Source organism: Sneathiella aquimaris (assembly GCF_026409565.1).
GTDB lineage: Bacteria > Pseudomonadota > Alphaproteobacteria > Sneathiellales > Sneathiellaceae > Sneathiella > Sneathiella aquimaris.
In genome coordinates, this window is record NZ_CP112881.1 from 3,051,520 (window position 1) to 3,069,264 (window position 17,745).

The 17,745-nt window shown below is 48.5% G+C and carries 14 protein-coding genes; 9 read left to right on the plus strand and 5 right to left on the minus strand.

Annotated features, from left to right (window positions below; genetic code table 11):
* The first annotated feature begins 91 nt into the window (after positions 1-91).
* Positions 92-1,498, plus strand: a complete 1,407-nt coding sequence (locus OIR97_RS14340) for an aspartate aminotransferase family protein (RefSeq protein WP_169542937.1) — start codon at positions 92-94, stop codon at positions 1,496-1,498.
* An 18-nt stretch (positions 1,499-1,516) separates the two neighbouring features.
* On the opposite strand, the gene OIR97_RS14345 is transcribed toward OIR97_RS14340, so the two are convergent.
* A complete protein-coding gene (locus OIR97_RS14345; RefSeq protein WP_169542938.1) occupies positions 1,517-2,254 on the minus strand; it encodes an SDR family NAD(P)-dependent oxidoreductase in 738 nt (245 codons plus the stop codon).
* A gap of 146 nt (positions 2,255-2,400) precedes the next feature.
* On the opposite strand from OIR97_RS14345, the gene OIR97_RS14350 reads away from it, so the two are divergent.
* Positions 2,401-2,742 carry a PilZ domain-containing protein gene (locus OIR97_RS14350; RefSeq protein ID WP_169542939.1) on the plus strand — a complete coding sequence of 114 codons (342 nt, stop codon included), beginning with the start codon at positions 2,401-2,403 and terminating at the stop codon, positions 2,740-2,742.
* A 5-nt stretch (positions 2,743-2,747) separates the two neighbouring features.
* On the opposite strand, the gene OIR97_RS14355 is transcribed toward OIR97_RS14350, so the two are convergent.
* The 3 genes from OIR97_RS14355 to OIR97_RS14365 all read right to left on the minus strand — a co-directional run bounded on the left by OIR97_RS14355 (position 2,748) and on the right by OIR97_RS14365 (position 9,290).
* Positions 2,748-4,793 carry an ATP-binding protein gene (locus OIR97_RS14355; protein ID WP_169542940.1) on the minus strand — a complete coding sequence of 682 codons (2,046 nt, stop codon included), beginning with the start codon at positions 4,791-4,793 and terminating at the stop codon, positions 2,748-2,750.
* 265 nt (positions 4,794-5,058) lie between these two features.
* Positions 5,059-8,166, minus strand: coding sequence for an efflux RND transporter permease subunit (locus OIR97_RS14360; RefSeq protein WP_169542941.1), 3,108 nt, complete (start codon positions 8,164-8,166; stop codon positions 5,059-5,061).
* A complete protein-coding gene (locus OIR97_RS14365) occupies positions 8,163-9,290 on the minus strand; it encodes an efflux RND transporter periplasmic adaptor subunit (protein ID WP_169542942.1) in 1,128 nt (375 codons plus the stop codon). The genes OIR97_RS14360 and OIR97_RS14365 overlap by 4 nt, the downstream gene beginning before the upstream one ends.
* A gap of 121 nt (positions 9,291-9,411) precedes the next feature.
* Here OIR97_RS14365 and OIR97_RS14370 point away from each other — a divergent pair, with 121 nt between their 5' ends.
* The 6 genes from OIR97_RS14370 to OIR97_RS14395 are packed head-to-tail and all read left to right on the plus strand — an operon-like array spanning position 9,412 to position 15,513.
* Positions 9,412-10,341, plus strand: coding sequence for a histone deacetylase family protein (locus OIR97_RS14370; RefSeq protein ID WP_169542943.1), 930 nt, complete (start codon positions 9,412-9,414; stop codon positions 10,339-10,341).
* A 32-nt stretch (positions 10,342-10,373) separates the two neighbouring features.
* Positions 10,374-10,625, plus strand: coding sequence for an exodeoxyribonuclease VII small subunit (locus tag OIR97_RS14375; protein ID WP_169542944.1), 252 nt, complete (start codon positions 10,374-10,376; stop codon positions 10,623-10,625).
* Positions 10,626-10,664: 39 nt separating this feature from the next.
* The gene (locus tag OIR97_RS14380) at positions 10,665-11,555 is read left to right on the plus strand and encodes a polyprenyl synthetase family protein (protein WP_169542945.1); all 891 of its coding nucleotides are present in this window, start codon (positions 10,665-10,667) and stop codon (positions 11,553-11,555) included.
* 29 nt (positions 11,556-11,584) lie between these two features.
* The gene (gene dxs / locus OIR97_RS14385) at positions 11,585-13,495 is read left to right on the plus strand and encodes a 1-deoxy-D-xylulose-5-phosphate synthase (RefSeq protein ID WP_169544264.1); all 1,911 of its coding nucleotides are present in this window, start codon (positions 11,585-11,587) and stop codon (positions 13,493-13,495) included.
* A 4-nt stretch (positions 13,496-13,499) separates the two neighbouring features.
* A complete protein-coding gene (locus tag OIR97_RS14390; protein WP_169542946.1) occupies positions 13,500-14,246 on the plus strand; it encodes a TlyA family RNA methyltransferase in 747 nt (248 codons plus the stop codon).
* On the plus strand, positions 14,239-15,513 hold the full coding sequence (locus OIR97_RS14395) for a class I SAM-dependent RNA methyltransferase (RefSeq protein WP_169542947.1): 1,275 nt from the start codon (positions 14,239-14,241) through the stop codon (positions 15,511-15,513). Before OIR97_RS14390 ends, OIR97_RS14395 begins: the two co-directional genes overlap by 8 nt.
* Here OIR97_RS14395 and OIR97_RS14400 read toward each other — a convergent pair.
* Positions 15,510-16,811, minus strand: a complete 1,302-nt coding sequence (locus OIR97_RS14400) for an EAL domain-containing protein (RefSeq protein ID WP_169542948.1) — start codon at positions 16,809-16,811, stop codon at positions 15,510-15,512. The two genes, OIR97_RS14395 and OIR97_RS14400, sit on opposite strands and share 4 nt — an antisense overlap.
* 709 nt (positions 16,812-17,520) lie before the next feature.
* Here OIR97_RS14400 and OIR97_RS18825 point away from each other — a divergent pair.
* Positions 17,521-17,742 (plus strand): sulfurtransferase TusA family protein, encoded by a 222-nt coding sequence (locus tag OIR97_RS18825; protein ID WP_169544266.1) that lies wholly within the window; start codon positions 17,521-17,523, stop codon positions 17,740-17,742.
* Positions 17,743-17,745: the final 3 nt, after the last annotated feature.

The window sequence follows — 17,745 nt, forward strand, 5'->3', positions numbered from 1 at the left end:
TCTGGCAACCGCTCTTCCCCAATTGACGACCTCAAGACAGAAGAGTAGCCTGAACGAAAACATCAAGTAACCCACCAAGAAAGATATCCAGATGAGCAGCTCCAATTTTACGCAAGGCAATTCTTTAGCCAGCCGTGATGTCCGAAATGTAATCCATTCCTACACCAATCTGTCTGCACATGAAAAAACGGGTCCGCTCATCATCGAAACGGGTAAAGGCATTTATGTTTATGATGATAACGGGAAAGAATATATCGAAGGACTGGCAGGGTTGTGGTGCACGTCTTTTGGTTTTGGTGAAAAAGAGCTGATCGACGCCGCAACAAAGCAGATGCACAAACTTCCCTATTATCATTCCTTTGCCAGCAAATCGACAGAACCCGGTATTTTACTCGCGGAAAAGCTGCTCGAGATAGCGCCATCAAGTGATCTGTCCAAAGCTTTTTTTGTCAATTCCGGTTCAGAAGCCAATGATACTGTCGTAAAGCTGGTCTGGTATTATAATAATTCAAAGGGTCGCCCTGAGAAAAAGAAGATTATCAGCCGGCAAAAGGCCTATCACGGCGTAACCGTGGCAGCAGCCAGCATGACGGGTCTGCCACCTTTACATAATGACTTTGACCTTCCAATTGAAAACATCACTCACACCAGCTGTCCGCACTACTACCGTTTTGGGTTGGACGGCGAAAGCGAAGATGAATTTTCAACCCGCATGGCGGTCGAATTGGAACAAAAAATTCTGGCCGAAGGGCCTGAAACGGTGGCCGCGTTTATCGCTGAACCAGTGATGGGAGCCGGGGGTGTCATTGTACCGCCCAAAGGTTACTTTGAGAAAATTCAGGCGATTTTGAAGAAGTACGACATTCTGATGATTGCGGATGAAGTCATTTGTGGCTTCGGCCGGACCGGAAATATGTGGGGATCGGAAACTTTTGGCATCAAACCAGATATCCTCAGCTGCGCCAAAGCACTATCAAGCGCGTATCTGCCCATTGCGGCGGTTCTGGTGTCACAGGAAATTTATGGTGAACTCGTTCGCCAAAGCGAAAAGCACGGTGCTTTTGCACATGGATACACCTATTCGGGTCATCCTGTTCCTGCCGCAGTGGCGCTTCGGACATTGGAGCTGATGGAAGAAAGAAATATTCTGGAGCATGTCCAACAAGTCGCTCCTTTGTTTCAAAAACGCTTCAACGACTTACAAGATCACCCCCTTGTTGGCGAGGTTAGGGTCTGCGGCCTCGTTGGTGCTGTTGAAATTGTCGCTGACAAGAAAACGAAGGCCTCCTTCGATCCGAGCCTGACTTTAGGCGCAAAAGCTGTTGCCTATATGCAGGATGAAGGGTTGATCAGCCGGGCCGTTGCCGGTGATAATGTGGCTCTGTGTCCACCCCTTATTATAACAGAGGACGAAATCAACACGATGTTCGACCGGTTTAAACGGGGTCTGGATCGGGTTGCGGCCGATGTGGATGAGAATAACTGGCGCGCAGGCTAACCAGTGATGTGGGCAGCATTAAACATGTTGCCCACCATTGATATGAACCTCAGCCCCAGTGACATAAGAAGACGGTGCATCACATAAAAAGTAGATCGTCGACGCAACTTCTTCAGGGCGCCCTAAACGCCGAAGCGGAAGCTCTTTCACCATTTCTTCTGTCCCAGGCGACAGAATAGCGGTGTCAATTTCACCGGGTGCTATTGCATTGACCCGAACTCCAAATGGTCCAAAATCTGCGGCCATTTCACGTGTCATGGCCGACAACGCGGCCTTTGATGTACCATAGGCGGAACCGGCAAAAGGATGGACCCGGCTGCCCGCAATAGACGTCACATTAACAATGGCGCCTTTAGCAGCCACCAGTTCATCAAACAATCCTTGCGCCAATAAAAGCGGGGCAAACAAGTTCACGTTGTACACATGTAACCAATCCGCATATCCGGAATTCAACGTGCTGAACCGTTCTCCATTGGGTCCTTTAGGTGAAATTCCTGCGTTATTCACAAGGGCATGTAAAGGGGAGCCGTTCAATTTTTCGCGAATGGTTTCAATCCCGGCCGCCAATCCATCTGTGTCTGATAGATCAAGCTGAACATGGCTTTCTTCGCCACCCTCCCAGGGACAATGCTCGGAAAAAGTCTGTCGGGAAACAGTTAGAACCCGCCAGCCTGCAGCACTAAATCTTTTAACAGTGGCATGGCCTATTCCGCGGCTTGCGCCTGTGAGCAGTAAAACTTTTTGAGGATTTGACATATAAGGGGCACCGGATCCAGAAGTTAAGATAATCTTAAATTTTCCCGTTAATAGTGTATTTAATTATTGTAACACGCATTAACAACTAGTGTAATATAATATCGATAGCCCAATTGAACAAAATTGGCAGGAAACAGGATAAAAAAATGAACGATATTCCTGACGATGAAAATAGGCGCTTGTATCACAGAAATACGGCACCGCGCGTTGTGGTCATTATTGCTGAAAAGGCTTACCTCGCCAAAGACTGGTCACCCGCCGGTTTTTGTATCGAAAACACCGAGGGCAGCTATTCAGTCGGAGAGGATATCTCCGGTGAGATTGACATATTTGGTGTCAATGGAAAGGGCCAGTTTACCGGAACAGTCGTCCGCAACACTCCTTCTCCAGAAATTGCCGTGAAATTCGAGCATCTCAGCGCACATTCACATCTTGCATTATGTACACGCATTTTTCTTGAAGACAGAGATTTCGACACAACAATCTAAAAGCTTCAGGCCGCTTTATTACTCGGAAAATTCAGACTACAGGTGGTTCCGACGCCCAGTCGGCTGCTAATATCGAAAGCCCCCCCGTGGAGTTCAACCAAGGAAGCGACAAGAGGCAGGCCCAATCCTGTCCCCGGATACTTCCTGTTGAACGCATTTTCAATTTGTCCAAATGGCTGCATGGCAATCTCAAGCGATTTATCTTCCATACCAATCCCAGTATCCTTGACCAGGAGAAGAACATCGCCGTTGGTTGATATATTCAATACCACGTCGACAGCACCGCCATTTGGTGTGAATTTGATGGCATTGGAGAGCAGATTAAGCAGGATCTGACGGACTGCGTTTTCATCTACCCGAACCAAACCGACTTTAACCATCTCGCTAAATGACAGGGTTACACCCGCTTCATCTGCTTGCTTTTGACAGTAATTCAAAGTGTTCTGAACCAGATCTGAAAGATGGACGTCCGTTTCCTGTAGCTCAAACTTTCCTGCTTCAACCTTTGATAAATCCAGAAGATTATTGATCAAATGAAGCAAATGAGAGCCACTGTCATGGATATGATGAACATATTCAACATACTTTTCATTTTCAAGTTTGCCGAAAACCGACTTATTGATCATTTCAGCAAAACCAATAATGGCATTTAACGGGGTCCGCAGCTCATGACTGACACTGGCCAGGAAGTTTGTCTTACTGACACTGGCGGCTTCAGCCCGTTCTTTTGCAAGACAAAGTTGAACTTCCCATTCCTTTTGACGGGTAATATCGGTGAAGGTTAAAACGAACCCACCGTTCTCAATATAATTTCCAGAAACGCTGATCATGTTGCCACTTGCGCAGCGATGCAAATATTCAAAATCCTCTGTTACTTCCACCCAGGGGCATTTCCCCTGCATCCGATCCGCAACATCACCACGTTCGAACAGATAGTCATAGATGACTTCAATCTTTTGACCTGTGTGGAGCAAATCCGCAGGAATATTCGTCAGGGTCAAGGCCTTCTGATTGAATTCCACAATCTCCAGATCGGCATTTAGCAGAACTATTCCTTCGTTAATATTCTCAAAGGTAAGCCGCAGGCTATCAGAGGTTTGTACGGATTTTTCCTGAGCATATAGGGCCCTGATTGTCTCGCGCGAGTAAGCCGCCAGAATAAGGACAATATCGCGATCATCTTTTGTGAAAACCATATCCCGCTTCCCATGAAGAGAAAAGATACCGATCATTTCACCATTCTTTTGAGCAAGAGGATAAACCAGCATATTGTCAGCCTTATACCCCTCCCAACCACTTGTCTTATAAACATTCCCGGCCTGACCTCCCGTGTGAAGATACGGCTCTCCTGTTCTGAAAACCTGCTCGAAAATACTTCCTTCTTCGAGCGGGACAGATAATTTCATCGGGGCATGCCCCGGATCCAAAGAATGCACCTGCTTCAAATGGTCCCCTTCGAGCAGATAAAAACTGCCGCCGGTTGCCCCTAATACAGATCCTAATTTTTCCAACAGCTTTGTACAAACCTCATGAAGAGACCCGCATTGTGCCAACTCGCCAGCTGCCTTTACAACTTCACGAACCTTGAAATTTAACGGACTGGCTGTTTGCATCAGCGCGTTGTTGGCCGACGCCAATTTAGGCGCTGGCATTGTTAGCAGACAATCCAGACAGGATTGACCGACCTGTTCTGCCAGCCCCTCAAATTTTGAATTGAGAACAATATAATCATCAACCCCCATTTTCATGGCGCGAACAGCACGTTCAGGGGTTGCGGCATAATCAAGAAAGAAAAAACCGGCGTTAGGCGCCAGCGTGCGGAACTTCGAAAAGGTGCGAAGAGACAGATCGATGTCAGACTCGCCAACATGAAAAAACACCAAATCCATCGAACTGATCTGCGCCCGGATGTTTTGATCATCCCGAGGAGAGGTAACTGAAAAATCAATGGCTGGATCGTTCAGTTGGTCAGTCAGAACAGCCAAAGCTTCCTTCTCTTCAGACAAAAAGAGTAATGAAACACAGGCTTTGTTTATTTTTGGTAATCCCATACTGATCTCTTTTTATTCCTGAGAACCATCTTCAACGATCTATCGGTTTTGAGCACCAATAATTTCGAATTAAGGAGCGCCAGCCTGTGCTCCCTCTACAAAGAAATTGGTTCTGCAAACGCAAAAGATAGGGTTGAACACCCGTCGATACGTTCATTTTTAGATAGAATTAAGTAGAAAAATATGAAAACAGACTTAAAATATCGTTAAGGAGATAATTTAGCCGAAATGCATTCAACCAAATTTGTTCTCCCATCACTCTCAGTTATTTATTCAGAATACTATGCTTCTCTTCCAATTGCGTCAGACGTTCTGCAAGGTAACTTGACGGTTTACTGAAGCGGGCGAGTAGAAGGTAGAAAACCGGAACAACACCCAGAGACAAAAAGGTCGAAAACAGGACGCCACCCATGATGACAACGCCGATCGCTTCCCGGCTTTCCGCCCCGGCACCCACCGCCATTGCCAGCGGCACAGCCCCCAGCGCTGTTGAAATAGTGGTCATCAATATTGGACGCAGGCGGATAACAGCGGCTTCAACAATCGCCTCTTTTAACGCCTTCCCTTCGTCCCTGAGCTGGTTGGCAAATTCCACGATCAAAATGGCATTCTTCGCCGTCAGACCAATCAGCATGATAATGCCAATTTGACTGTAAACGTTTAAAGACAGGCCATACATCAGCATAGCACCCATCGCACCGGTAACTGCAAGCGGGACCGACGTCATAATAATAATCGGGTGAATAAAGCTTTCAAATTGTGCTGCAAGAACCAGAAAAACGACAAGAAATGCCGTTATAAAAGTAAAAAGCAACGCTTTGTTAGAATCTTTAAAGCTTCGACTAACGCCTCCGAAAGAAATACGCGCCTGATCGCTCTCTTCACGAACAAGCGTTTCCAGATAGGTCAGCGCCTCGTCAAGTGTATAACCATCTGCCAAAGAAGCAGTTATCCGAACGGCCCGCAAGCGGTCGGAACGCTTTAGTTCTGCCGATCCTGCAGTTTCTGTCAGACCCACAAAATTCGAAAGCGGGATAAGCCTGCCAGACTGGTCTGAACGGACATAGACTTTGTCCAGATCCCCCTTCGAGCTTCGGTCTTCCTGCCGGGCGCGCATGATCACATCATACTGTTTGCCGCCCTCTTCATAAGTACTGACTGTCCGCGCACCCATGAGTGTTTCAAGTGTCCGCCCAATCGTTTGAATTGAAACGCCAAGATCGGATGCCCTGTCCCGATCAATATTCAGCCGAATTTGAGGGAGGTTTTCAGAATAGTCTTTGTCCACATTCAACAGTTTGGGGTTTTCCTGAGCCCGCTCTATGACCCGATCAACCCAAACATTTATTTCATCATAAGAAGGGCCACCAACGATCACATCAACGGGCGCGCCAAAGGATCGCTGTCCGAGACTCGCTGGGTTAATCGCAAAGGCCCGCACTCCCGGAATGGATAACAGCCCTGGAAAAATCGAGCTGACTATCTGCTGCTGAGACCGTCCCCGTTTTTCCCAGGTTACTAGGCGGGAAAACATAAAGGCTGTATTCACAGGACCGGGTCTCGAAAAACTGCCCACCAAGGCGAAAACACTCTCCGCCTCCCCATTTTCAAGAAGTGGATTGAGCAATGCTTCAATTTTTCGAACATTTCGTTCTGTATAATCAAAGCTGGCCCCTTCAACGGCTTTGACGGGGATATAAAAAAATCCACGATCTTCCGTTGGTGCAAACTCTTTTGGCAGCTGATTATAAAACTCGTAGGACAGCGCAGAGACACCGATCGCAATGGCAATGACAATCGCAGGCGTGTTCAGGGCGAATTGCAATCCTCGCCGATAAAGGGCCTCTAGTCCGTCAAAAACAAATTCAGTAGAACGGTAAAAGAGTCCTTCCTTATTTTGACTGACAAGCAACCTCGAACACATCATTGGTGTAAGGGTGAGCGCCACAAAACTCGAGAACATGACAGCCGCAGCGACCGCTAGGCCAAACTCTCGAAACAATCGACCTGTTGTGCCTTCCAGAAAGGAAATTGGCAGGAACACAGCGACCAGAACGATCGTCGTCGCGACAACGGCAAAAGCCACCTGCCGCGACCCTCTGGCTGCGGCAAGCAAGGGAGGTTCCCCCATTTCGATACGCCGGTGGATATTTTCCAACACAACAATGGCATCATCAACCACAAGCCCGATGGCCAGCACCAATGCGAGCAAGGTCAGTACGTTCACAGAGTAATTCAGCGCTGCCAGAATAATCAGTGTTGCGATAATGGATACGGGGATCGCAACGGCCGGAATTAAGGTTGCCCGCACAGATCTCAGAAAGAAAAAAATCACCAGGACGACAAGCGCCATGGCAATACCAAGTGCGATGAAAACTTCGCGTATTGACTGGCTGATGAAAATTGACTGATCGTAGGAAACTTTGAGTGTCACCCCTTGAGGAAGTGACGTTTGAAGGTTATCAACAACAACCTTCACATTATTTGCAACCTCAAGCACATTGGCTCCGGATTGACGAATAATACCCAGGCCGATGGAATCACGGCCATTTACGCGTAATCCTGTTCGTTCATTTTCAGCGCCAACAACAACCCGTGCCACATCCCCCAGTCGAATAACACCCCGATCATCATTTTTAATGATCACTCTGTTGAATTCATCCGGTGTTCGTAAATCTGACTCTGTCTGAATGTTAAATTCCCGTTCCACAGATTCAATCCGACCGGATGGCAATTGCACATTCTGTGCCTTGATTGCCGTTTCCACATCCTGGACCGTCAGGCTATGAGCTGCCAGCGCTTCTGTATCCACCCAAATACGCATTGCGTACCGTCGTGCACCGCCAATCCGCACACTTGCAACACCATTGACCGTGGAAAGCGGGTCGACAAGAGTTCGTTCTGCAAAGTCCGTCAGCTCCAAAGATGTGAGACCGGTACTCGCCATCGACAGCCACATTATCGGCCGCGCATCACTTTCTGTTTTGGAGATACGCGGCGCGTCCGCTTCATCCGGCAGTTTTGAGATCACACGTGATACCCGTGCACGCACATCATTTGTCGCACTTTCGATATCTCGGGACAGATTGAACTCTACATTGATAGAAGAAGACTCTTCCCGGCTACTGGAATTAATGCGCGCAACGCCCCCAATGCCGGCGACAGCATCTTCCAGAACCTGCGTGATCTGGCTTTCAATAATTTCGGCAGACGCCCCTCGGTAGGTCGTACTGATCGACACATTGGGTTTGTCAACGTCAGGGTATTCCCGCACGCTTAAGGACTGATAGGAGAAGGCGCCAAACAAGATTAAAACCAGCGACATGACGATCGCCAGCACCGGCCGTTTAATGGCAAGATCAGAGATAATCATTCTGTTGCAACCTTACCCAATTTCTTTTTTCCGTCTTTAGCCGGGTTTCCCTCTGCCATGATCCGCACAGGTTGCCCGTCTCTCACCTTTTGAAGACCTTCTGTGATCAACACTGCATCGCCAGAAATTCCCTGCAAGGCTTGCGCCCAGCCTGGAATTCTTTCACCAATTTTGATCCTTGTCCGATGGGCAACGTCCTCTTTAACAACAAAAACAAAATGCCCTGCGGCTGAGACCACGATTGACTGCTCTGGAACCATCACAGCATTTTTCTGCAGCCCCGTTTGAAGACGGACAGACAAAAACATGCCCGGCTTCAATAATCCGTCTTTATTGAAAAGAAGACCCCGAACCTGGACGGCCCGGGTAACCGGATCAACACGTGTAGAAATAATCTGGACCTTGCCATCAAATAACCGATCAGCATAAGCCACGCTGATGGCCTGGAAATCCTGTCCTTCGCGAATATGGGCCAGATAACTTTCAGGTAGATTGAAGTCCAGTTTCAAACTCGAAACGTCATCAAGGGTTGTGATTACGTCACCCGGCCGAACCAGCGATCCCGCACTCACCTGACGAAAACCAAGCTTTCCTGAGAAAGGTGCTTTCACCTCATAATCATTAAGGCGCGCCTTGTTGGCGGCAACCTTTGCTTCGGCAATTTGCAATTCGGATAACAACAAATCCACCCTGGCTTTAGGGGAATTGCCACTTTTAAAAAGTTTTAGTGTCCGCTCGTATAATTTTCGGCTGTTGATCAGCTCTGCCTGTGATTCGGCAAGCTCCGCTTTAGGCTCGGTCGCATCCAGCGTAAAAAGGACAGTTCCCTTTTCAACGAAGCTGCCCTCTTCAAATTGAAGGCTCAAGATCTTCGCCGTTACTTTCGACGTAATATCAACCGCTTCCAGCGCCTGAAGGCTGCCAACCGCTGAAATCGTTCTCTGAAGATCCCGAACCTGAACAGGTTCAGCAATAACGGAAACGGCGCGCGCCTTACGCCGGGGTGATTTTTCGCCTGCCTGTTCTGAAGCGCCGATAAAGGGCAGTTCATCTTTATAATGCCAGGCACCAAAGCCCACAGCGAGTAACAGGACCAGAATTATTATTTGATTAATTATTTTCATAACTTAGTTCTAACGCCGTTTCATAAGATTTCCGTCTATTTTGACTGACAAAATTTGAAATCAATAGAGAAATCTGACAAAAGTGAACGATCATTTATGTAGCATACGTTCAGGAAGGCCCATGGCGACACATCTTTTTACGCACCGTGACTGTCTCTTTCATGATGCAGGACCCGGACATCCAGAAAAAGCCGACCGGTTAAGAATGGTCTTAAACCGTCTTGAAGGAGAAGCATTTAGCGGCCTTGTTGAACACAATGCCTCAAAAGCATCTCGCAAGATACTCGAACTTGCCCATACTGATAAATATCTGGACAGCATCGACGCGAGTGTCCCCAAATCGGGTATTGTCCAACTCGACCCGGATACTTTTATGTCTCCAGGATCAAAAGACGCCGCCCTTCGCGCAGTTGGCGCCGTCTGCGATGCAGTTGATCTTGTTCTGACAGAAAAAGAAACCAACGCCTTTTGCGCGATACGGCCCCCGGGCCATCATGCCGAACCAGACGTTGCCATGGGGTTCTGCCTTTATAGCAATGTGGCCATCGGTGCGCTGTATGCCCGCGAAAAATTTCGGCTACAGAAAATAGCAGTTGTCGATTTTGATGTTCACCACGGCAATGGTACTCAGGCGGTTTTTGAAAGCGAAGAGAACTTTCTTTATATTTCCACCCATCAGGAAGCCCCCTTTTATCCCGGCACGGGTCATGCTTCGGAGACAGGGAAGGGAAACATTTTGAATATTCCCTTGCCTTCTGGCGCAGGATCAGGTGAATTCAAAAAGGCAATGACTGAACAGGTTTTCCCTGCCCTACAGGCTTTCAGGCCAGAGCTTATCTTCATTTCCGCAGGCTTCGATGCCCATGTTAAGGATGAGAGAGCCAATATGAACCTGACCGAAGCAGACTATGACTGGGTTTCAAAGCATCTCGTACAAATTGCCGCACAATGCTGCGACGGTCGCCTTGTCTCGGTTCTGGAAGGGGGTTATGACCTTGTTGCGTTGGCAGACTGTGCAGAAATCCACGTGAAAGCGTTGCTAGAGGCGTAAGGGAAGAGTATAAGGGCGCAAAAGGAGACAGCATGGCAGATACGGCGAGTATTCCAGACGATATTGCAGGGCTTAGCTTTGAAGCAGCCTTGAAGGAATTAGAACAAATTGTGGAAAAGCTTGATTCAGGAAATGTCGATCTGGATCAATCGATCGAGATTTACACACGCGGGTCTTTGCTGAAACAGCATTGTGATGACAAATTACGTTCTGCACAGGAAAGAGTGGATAAAATTGTCAGCCAAAATGGCAATCTCTCAACACAGCCGGCGAATGTCGAATAGTCCTACATTTTTAGCATAGCCAGAACGAAGAGTAACCGTATGGAAGATCGATTTGCCAAGGCGCTGCGTCAAACCGCAGCCTTGATGGACACGAAACTGGATCAACTCCTCCCCGTCAATAAAGGGTTGGAGAAAGACCTCCATGAGGCAATGCGGTACGCTGTTCTGGCGGGCGGCAAAAGATTGCGTGCGTTTCTCGTCATCCAAAGCGCAGATCTTTTTGATGTCTCCCGGGACTATTCCGTGCGGGTTGCCGCGGCCCTTGAAATTCTGCATACCTACTCTCTCATACATGACGATTTGCCGTGCATGGATGATGATGATCTGCGCCGTGGGCTTCCAACGGTGCACAAAAAATTTGATGAAACACTCGCCGTTCTGGCCGGGGACGCCCTGCAGGCTCTAGCCTTCGAAATTCTAGCCCATCCAGAGACCCATCCATCTGGCAGTGTCCGCGCCTCTCTCGTTCACAGGCTTGCGCTCGCCTCAGGCGGCCATGGCATGGTCGGAGGGCAGACTATGGATATTTATGCGGACCCTGACGAAATATCGCTCAGCACCATTACACGTTTGCAGCAGCTAAAAACGGGAGCGCTAATACAGTATTCCTGTGAAGCAGGCGCTATCCTGGGACATGCAGCCCCGGCTCAGATCACAGCCCTTAAAGCCTATGCACATGATCTGGGTCTGGCTTTCCAGATTGCAGATGATATTCTTGATGCAGAAGGGGAAAGCGATGAGATGGGCAAAGCCACCCGAAAAGACGCGGATGCAGGTAAAGCCACATTTGTTTCCTTGATGGGCCTTGAAAAAGCTAAAATTCACGCGAAAATGCTTGCGGATCAGGCTATCAGCCATTTGTCCCTTTTTAATAGCAATGCTGACTTACTTCGAGACGCTGCGATTTTCACTGTTGAACGCAAAAAATAGGATCGAGTTATATCGTGACTAAAATCTCTATGACGCCCCTTCTGGATCAGGTCAAACACCCTAAAGACATGCGCGGTTTTTCCATGGAAGAGCTTCTTCAACTCGCAGAAGAACTTCGCAAGGAAACCATTGATGCTGTTTCGGTGACGGGGGGACATCTGGGCGCTGGTCTGGGCGTGGTAGAATTAACCGTTGCAATTCATTATGTGTTTAATACTCCGGATGACCGATTGATCTGGGATGTCGGGCACCAGTGTTATCCTCATAAAATTCTGACCGGCAGACGGGATCGGATCCGCACGCTGCGTCAGGCGGGTGGCCTGTCCGGTTTCACTAAAAGGTCCGAAAGCCCCTATGACCCGTTTGGTGCCGCCCATTCGTCTACATCCATTTCCGCCGGTCACGGCATGGCGGTCGGGCGGGATTTAAAACATCGCGAAAATAATGTTGTGTCCGTTATCGGTGATGGTTCCATGAGTGCTGGTATGGCCTACGAAGCCATGAACAACGCTGGGGCAATGAACAGCCGGCAGATCGTTATTCTGAATGACAATGATATGTCGATTGCCCCACCGGTGGGAGCGATGAGCGCGTATCTCTCACGGCTCCTGTCAGGGCGTTCCTATCGCAGTTTGCGTGAATTGATGAAGCAGGTCGCGTCTCATCTACCGGATCCGCTGGAAAGAACAGCAAAGCGCGCAGAAGAATTTGCCCGTGGGATGGTCACAGGCGGTACATTATTTGAAGAACTTGGCTTTTATTATGTCGGCCCCATTGACGGGCATAATCTGGAACATCTTATTCCGGTTCTGAAAAATGCCCGCGACTCAGAAAATGGCCCCATTCTTATTCATTGTGTAACGCAAAAGGGCAAAGGCTACGCCCCGGCTGAAGCGGCGGAAGACAAATATCATGGCGTCTCCAAGTTTGACGTGATCACCGGTGCACAATCAAAAGCAACTCCGAACGCCCCGTCCTATACAAAGGTTTTTGCCCAAAGCCTTATTCAGGAAGCCGAAGCCGATGACAATATCGTTGCGGTGACCGCCGCAATGCCTGACGGAACTGGCCTTAACTTGTTCGCAGAAGCCTTCCCGGACCGATGCTTTGATGTGGGCATTGCCGAGCAGCACGCCGTAACCTTCGCTGCCGGCATGGCGACAGAAGGGATCAAACCCTTTGTTGCGATCTATTCAACGTTTCTTCAACGAGCCTATGATCAGGTCGTACATGACGTTGCCATTCAAAACCTACCTGTCCGTTTTGCCATCGACAGAGCGGGCTTGGTTGGCGCGGATGGCGCCACGCATGCTGGTTCATTTGATACAACCTATCTGGCGACCTTACCCAATATGGTCGTCATGGCCGCCGCGGATGAAGCGGAACTGAAGCATATGGTGGCCACTGCTGTTGCCTATAATGACGGTCCGATTTCATTCCGCTACCCGCGCGGGGAAGGTGTCGGCGTCGATATGCCTGAAAAAGGTATCCCTTTGGAAATTGGTAAGGGGCGCATACTCAAGCAGGGGAACAAGATTGCGATCCTGTCGTTTGGCACCCGACTGGCAGAAGCCTTGAACGCTGCTGAAACACTGGAAACAAAAGGCCTGTCTACGACAGTCGCCGACGCACGTTTCTGTAAACCACTGGATGAGGATCTGGTTCGGCAACTCGCCGAAAATCATGACGTTCTCATCACTGTGGAAGAAGGTGCCGTTGGCGGGTTTGGCAGCCATGTCATGCAATTCCTGGCTATGAACGGTTTAATGGATAACGGCCTAAAAATTCGACCGATCTGTATGGCGGATCTATATATTGATCAGGACAAACCTGAAAAAATGAATGACATTGCCGGTATTAATGCTCGCCAGATTATCGATATCGCCTTAACGGCACTGGATCATAAAACTGACGCCAGTTCCACCTCAAACGCCCAGTAAGCTCATGAGAGAAGCAGGAAAAAGACTGGATCTGGAGCTTGTTGCCCGCGGTCTTTGTGAAAGCCGGGCAAAAGCTCAGGCGATGATTGCGGACGGACGGGTGACGGTAGAGGGTTTACCTGCGCGAAAGCCAAACCAAAAAGTCTGGGATTACACACCGATTGAAATTGCCGCGGTTGAAATCGAATGGGTCGGACGCGGTGCACACAAAATTATCGCCGCCATTGACCATTTCTCGCCGGTGATAAAAGACCGTGTTGCCGCAGATATTGGGGCGTCAACTGGCGGATTTACACAGGTTCTCATTCATAAAGGCGCGGCTAAGGTTTTTGCTGTCGATGTTGGTCACGATCAACTTCACCCCAGCCTGATCGATCATCCACAAATCATCAATATGGAAGGCATGAACGCCCGTCATTTGACGACGGACGATATACCGGACCCTCTTGACTTGGTTGTCACCGATGCCAGCTTCATTTCCTTAAAGAAACTTCTGCCGGCGTCTTTAGGGCTCTGTGCGCCCGGGGCCATGCTACTGGCGCTGGTTAAACCGCAATTCGAGGTTGGTAAAGGCAATCTTGGAAAAGGCGGCGTTATTCGGGATATCGAACAGGCAGAAGCGGTGAAAGAAGATATGGAACGCTGGATCAACCAAATGCCCGGCTGGCGATGCCTCGGCTCTATTGACAGTCCGATCACGGGAAGTGATGGCAATCATGAATATCTGATGGGAGCTCAGTTTGATGGATAAGCTGGAACTAACGGTCGATCATATCGGAATGAACGGCGATGGCGTTGCCTACCACAACGAGCGACCCTATTATATCCCGTTCACTGCCCGTGGAGATCGGATTCTGGCGACGGTCGGAGAAAAACGGGGTAAAGGTTTTGCCGCGTCTATTGACACAATCCTTTCCCCCTCTCAGGATCGCCAGACACCAAAATGCCGGCATTTTGGAAGTTGTGGCGGATGCGGTTTGCAACATCTCAAACCAGATGTGCTGGCGGATTGGAAACAAGAAAAAATCCGGCAATCCCTTCAATCAATCGGCGCGGCAAAGACAACCGTTGGCCCGGTTAGAACCAGTCCTGAATACTCACGCCGGCGGGTAGAATTTATCGCCGCCAAGCGAAAGAAAGGCGTCATGGTTGGCTATCATCTTCGCCGAAGCCATCAGATTTTTGATGTTGGGGAATGTCCGCTGATCACATCGCCACTTCTTGCGCTGGTTAAACCCTTAAGAACGGTTCTCGCAGACGTTATGCCACGCAACAGTCAAGCCCGCTTAACAATCAGCGACACTTTAAATGGTCCTGACTTGTTGATCACCGGTCCCATTACCGCAGATCTTGATGCGCGTGAGCGCCTTGCGACATTTGCGCAGACAGAAAAATTGTCCAGAATTGCCCTGATCAATGAGGGCGACAACATGCTTGAGGTCATTGCCGAACTCAAACCGCCCCTGATCCAAGTTGGCCGCAACACGGTTGCTATTCCCCCCGGTGGGTTTTTACAGGCCACTCAGGAAGGACAGGATGCCCTGATCGAGATGCTATTGGATGTCCTGCCAAAAGACGCAAAAGTTCTGGATCTCTTTTCTGGATGTGGCAGTTTCTCCCTGCCTGCGGTTCATCAGGCTAAATCCGTACATGCGGTAGAGGGGGACAAGTCTTTGACAGCAGCGCTTCAAACCGCCGCAAACTCAAAAATGCTCCCTATTGAAGCAGAATACCGGGATTTGTTCCGGCGACCGCTCCTACCCGAAGAGTTTGCGCCCTATGATACAGTTATTATTGATCCGCCGCGCGCAGGGGCGAAGGCACAGGTGGAAGAACTGGCGTTCAGTAATATCAAGACCATCATCTTCATTTCCTGTAATCCAGTCAGTTATGCGCGGGATGCAGAAATTCTTCTGGATCGGGGATATATATTGTCAAATGTAACACCGATCGACCAATTCCTCTGGTCATCCCATGTGGAATTATTCTCGGTATTTACCAAGGCCCAGGCGTTTTAGGGTCGTTTGATAGAAAAAGGACGGATTGGGCTGTCCTGACAGTTACTAATGGCAGGACCACCCACATAATCGACACCGAGCCTGAACGCCAATCGGGCAACCTCATCCGTTTCGACATTGCGCCATACAGACCTAATCCCTTTTTCTTTTGCCTGCAAAATGAGGGTCTGGATCCACGGAATGTCTTCTTCCTCATTGCTGGAAGCGACGATCGCCCGAACCGGTAGGTCGGAAATCGCATGGAAACAATCCCAATCCTTATCGACCTCTAATGAAAACCCCAACACATTTGGCGTTACAGAGGTTAAAATCTGCCGATACCGACTGTTGGGAATCCCGCGACCGATCCCCTCAATATTCAAAATCAGATGCTGTTTCGTATAATCAGGAAGGCGGTTCATCATATCCTGAAAATTCTTGCGGCAATAAGCGTTTGCCAGTGTCTCCAGACAGATCGACAGAAAGACAATCGGTTTATTGCCCTTGCGGCCCATCTCTCGCATTGCTTGACCGGTTTTTTCCAGGGCCATCAAGTCAAGATCTGTTCTTGTTCTCGTGGAACCCGAAAGCATTGGATCAGAATGAGACAAAACGGTGGTATCATCCCCTTTTCTAAGCGCGAAAACCACCTCTGTCGCCGAAATGAATTGTTTAGGATGATTAAGAACAGATCGAAACTGAATGGTAAGTTCTTCTTCTACTTCCTTTAACTGTGTCGTTTCCCGTTCACTTGCTTCTGCAATCGCATCTTGAAAGTATTCGATAACCTCTTCCAGGTTTTCAAAACTCTCTAGATCCCCGATCAAATTAACATCAAGAACCATGGCTTCGACTGAAATAAGTTCCACACCCGGCATTTGCCCAAAAAGCAGGTTAATCAGTTCGCGGGATAATTCAAGCGCTCGAGCCTGCCCCTCTTCCCGGGTCATATTTGCAAAAATCAATGCAAAGCGGCCTTCAGCCAATTGAACAAACGTATCTTGCTTTCTTAATTTCTTAGTGAAAAACGCATTAATCGCTGTTTCGACACGATGTTCGATTTTTTCCCATTTGCCTTCATACTCTTTTTTAACATCGTCAAGCCCGACAATTTGCAGGCTACTCGCCATCAGAGTGTTCACAACTTCTTCTTTGTTGCGACCAAAAGCTTTAAGAAAATGTGCCATTTCGCCGATTTGGTGATGCTCAACCGGTCCGGTTTGCACAATCGGTTTCGTTGGCACAGGGTCGCTGTCACCCGCCATCATGCCAGCTGATTCTGCTGGTTTATGCTCCTCTGCTTGAGACATCAACGACATTTACCCCAGTATTTCCTTATAAAACTTGGCAAATTTATTCTATTCAATCCTACGATAGTTGGCAGAATACCGTATAAAAATGGTTAATTTTCTTTCCATCCCAAAAATATCCAGTACTTAAAGAAAAAAGTTTTCGAAAATTAACCTTGCTTCTCAACGCCCTGTTAAGAGGTTTATGCGATACTTATATTTCAGTTGGATTGTACCCAAACACTTCATTTGAACTGGCAGGTATCGCAATGGCAGTCGTGATTAAGTTAAACGATCACATTTCGGAAAGGACCGAAATTTTCGAACCGATGCAAGTCGGCGTCCGTCCATTGTGCAAAAGCGATATTGAAGTTGTCGAGACACTTTTCAAAGGAAAAGCCTGCTCCTCATCCTGGTGCGGATTTTCAGTTCTCCACCAACTTCCAAAGACCCTTGTTCCGGCCAGAAACTCGGATTATTCACTTGAGCGAGCCTGCATCGCACTGTTCTTGGCAAGCCCAAACAACATACAATTCCTACTGCAAGAAGAGCGTGGCCGATACGAACGCTTTGACCAATCAGGTACCCTTCTAAAAAGAAACAACACCATACGCGGCTTAATGCACGAATTTTTCGTCCTTTAGCCGCGCGAAAATGCCGTCACCTCAGCCTTGCCTTCGATCTTGCAATCGATATAGTGTGCCCGCACAGTCTACAGCAGGTAATTTTCTTGAACACAATGTCTCACATCCTTGATACATCGGGCCTTAGTTGTCCGCTCCCGGTATTAAAAGCCAAGAAGAAAATTAAAGAACTTCAATCCGGGGACATATTGACGGTCATTGCGACAGATCCCGCATCCAGAATAGACATAGACCATTTTTGCCATATTTCGGGTAACCCGCTTCTTTCGAGCGAAGAAAAAAATGGGGTTTTTACCTACCGAATTGCAATTTCCTAGCGT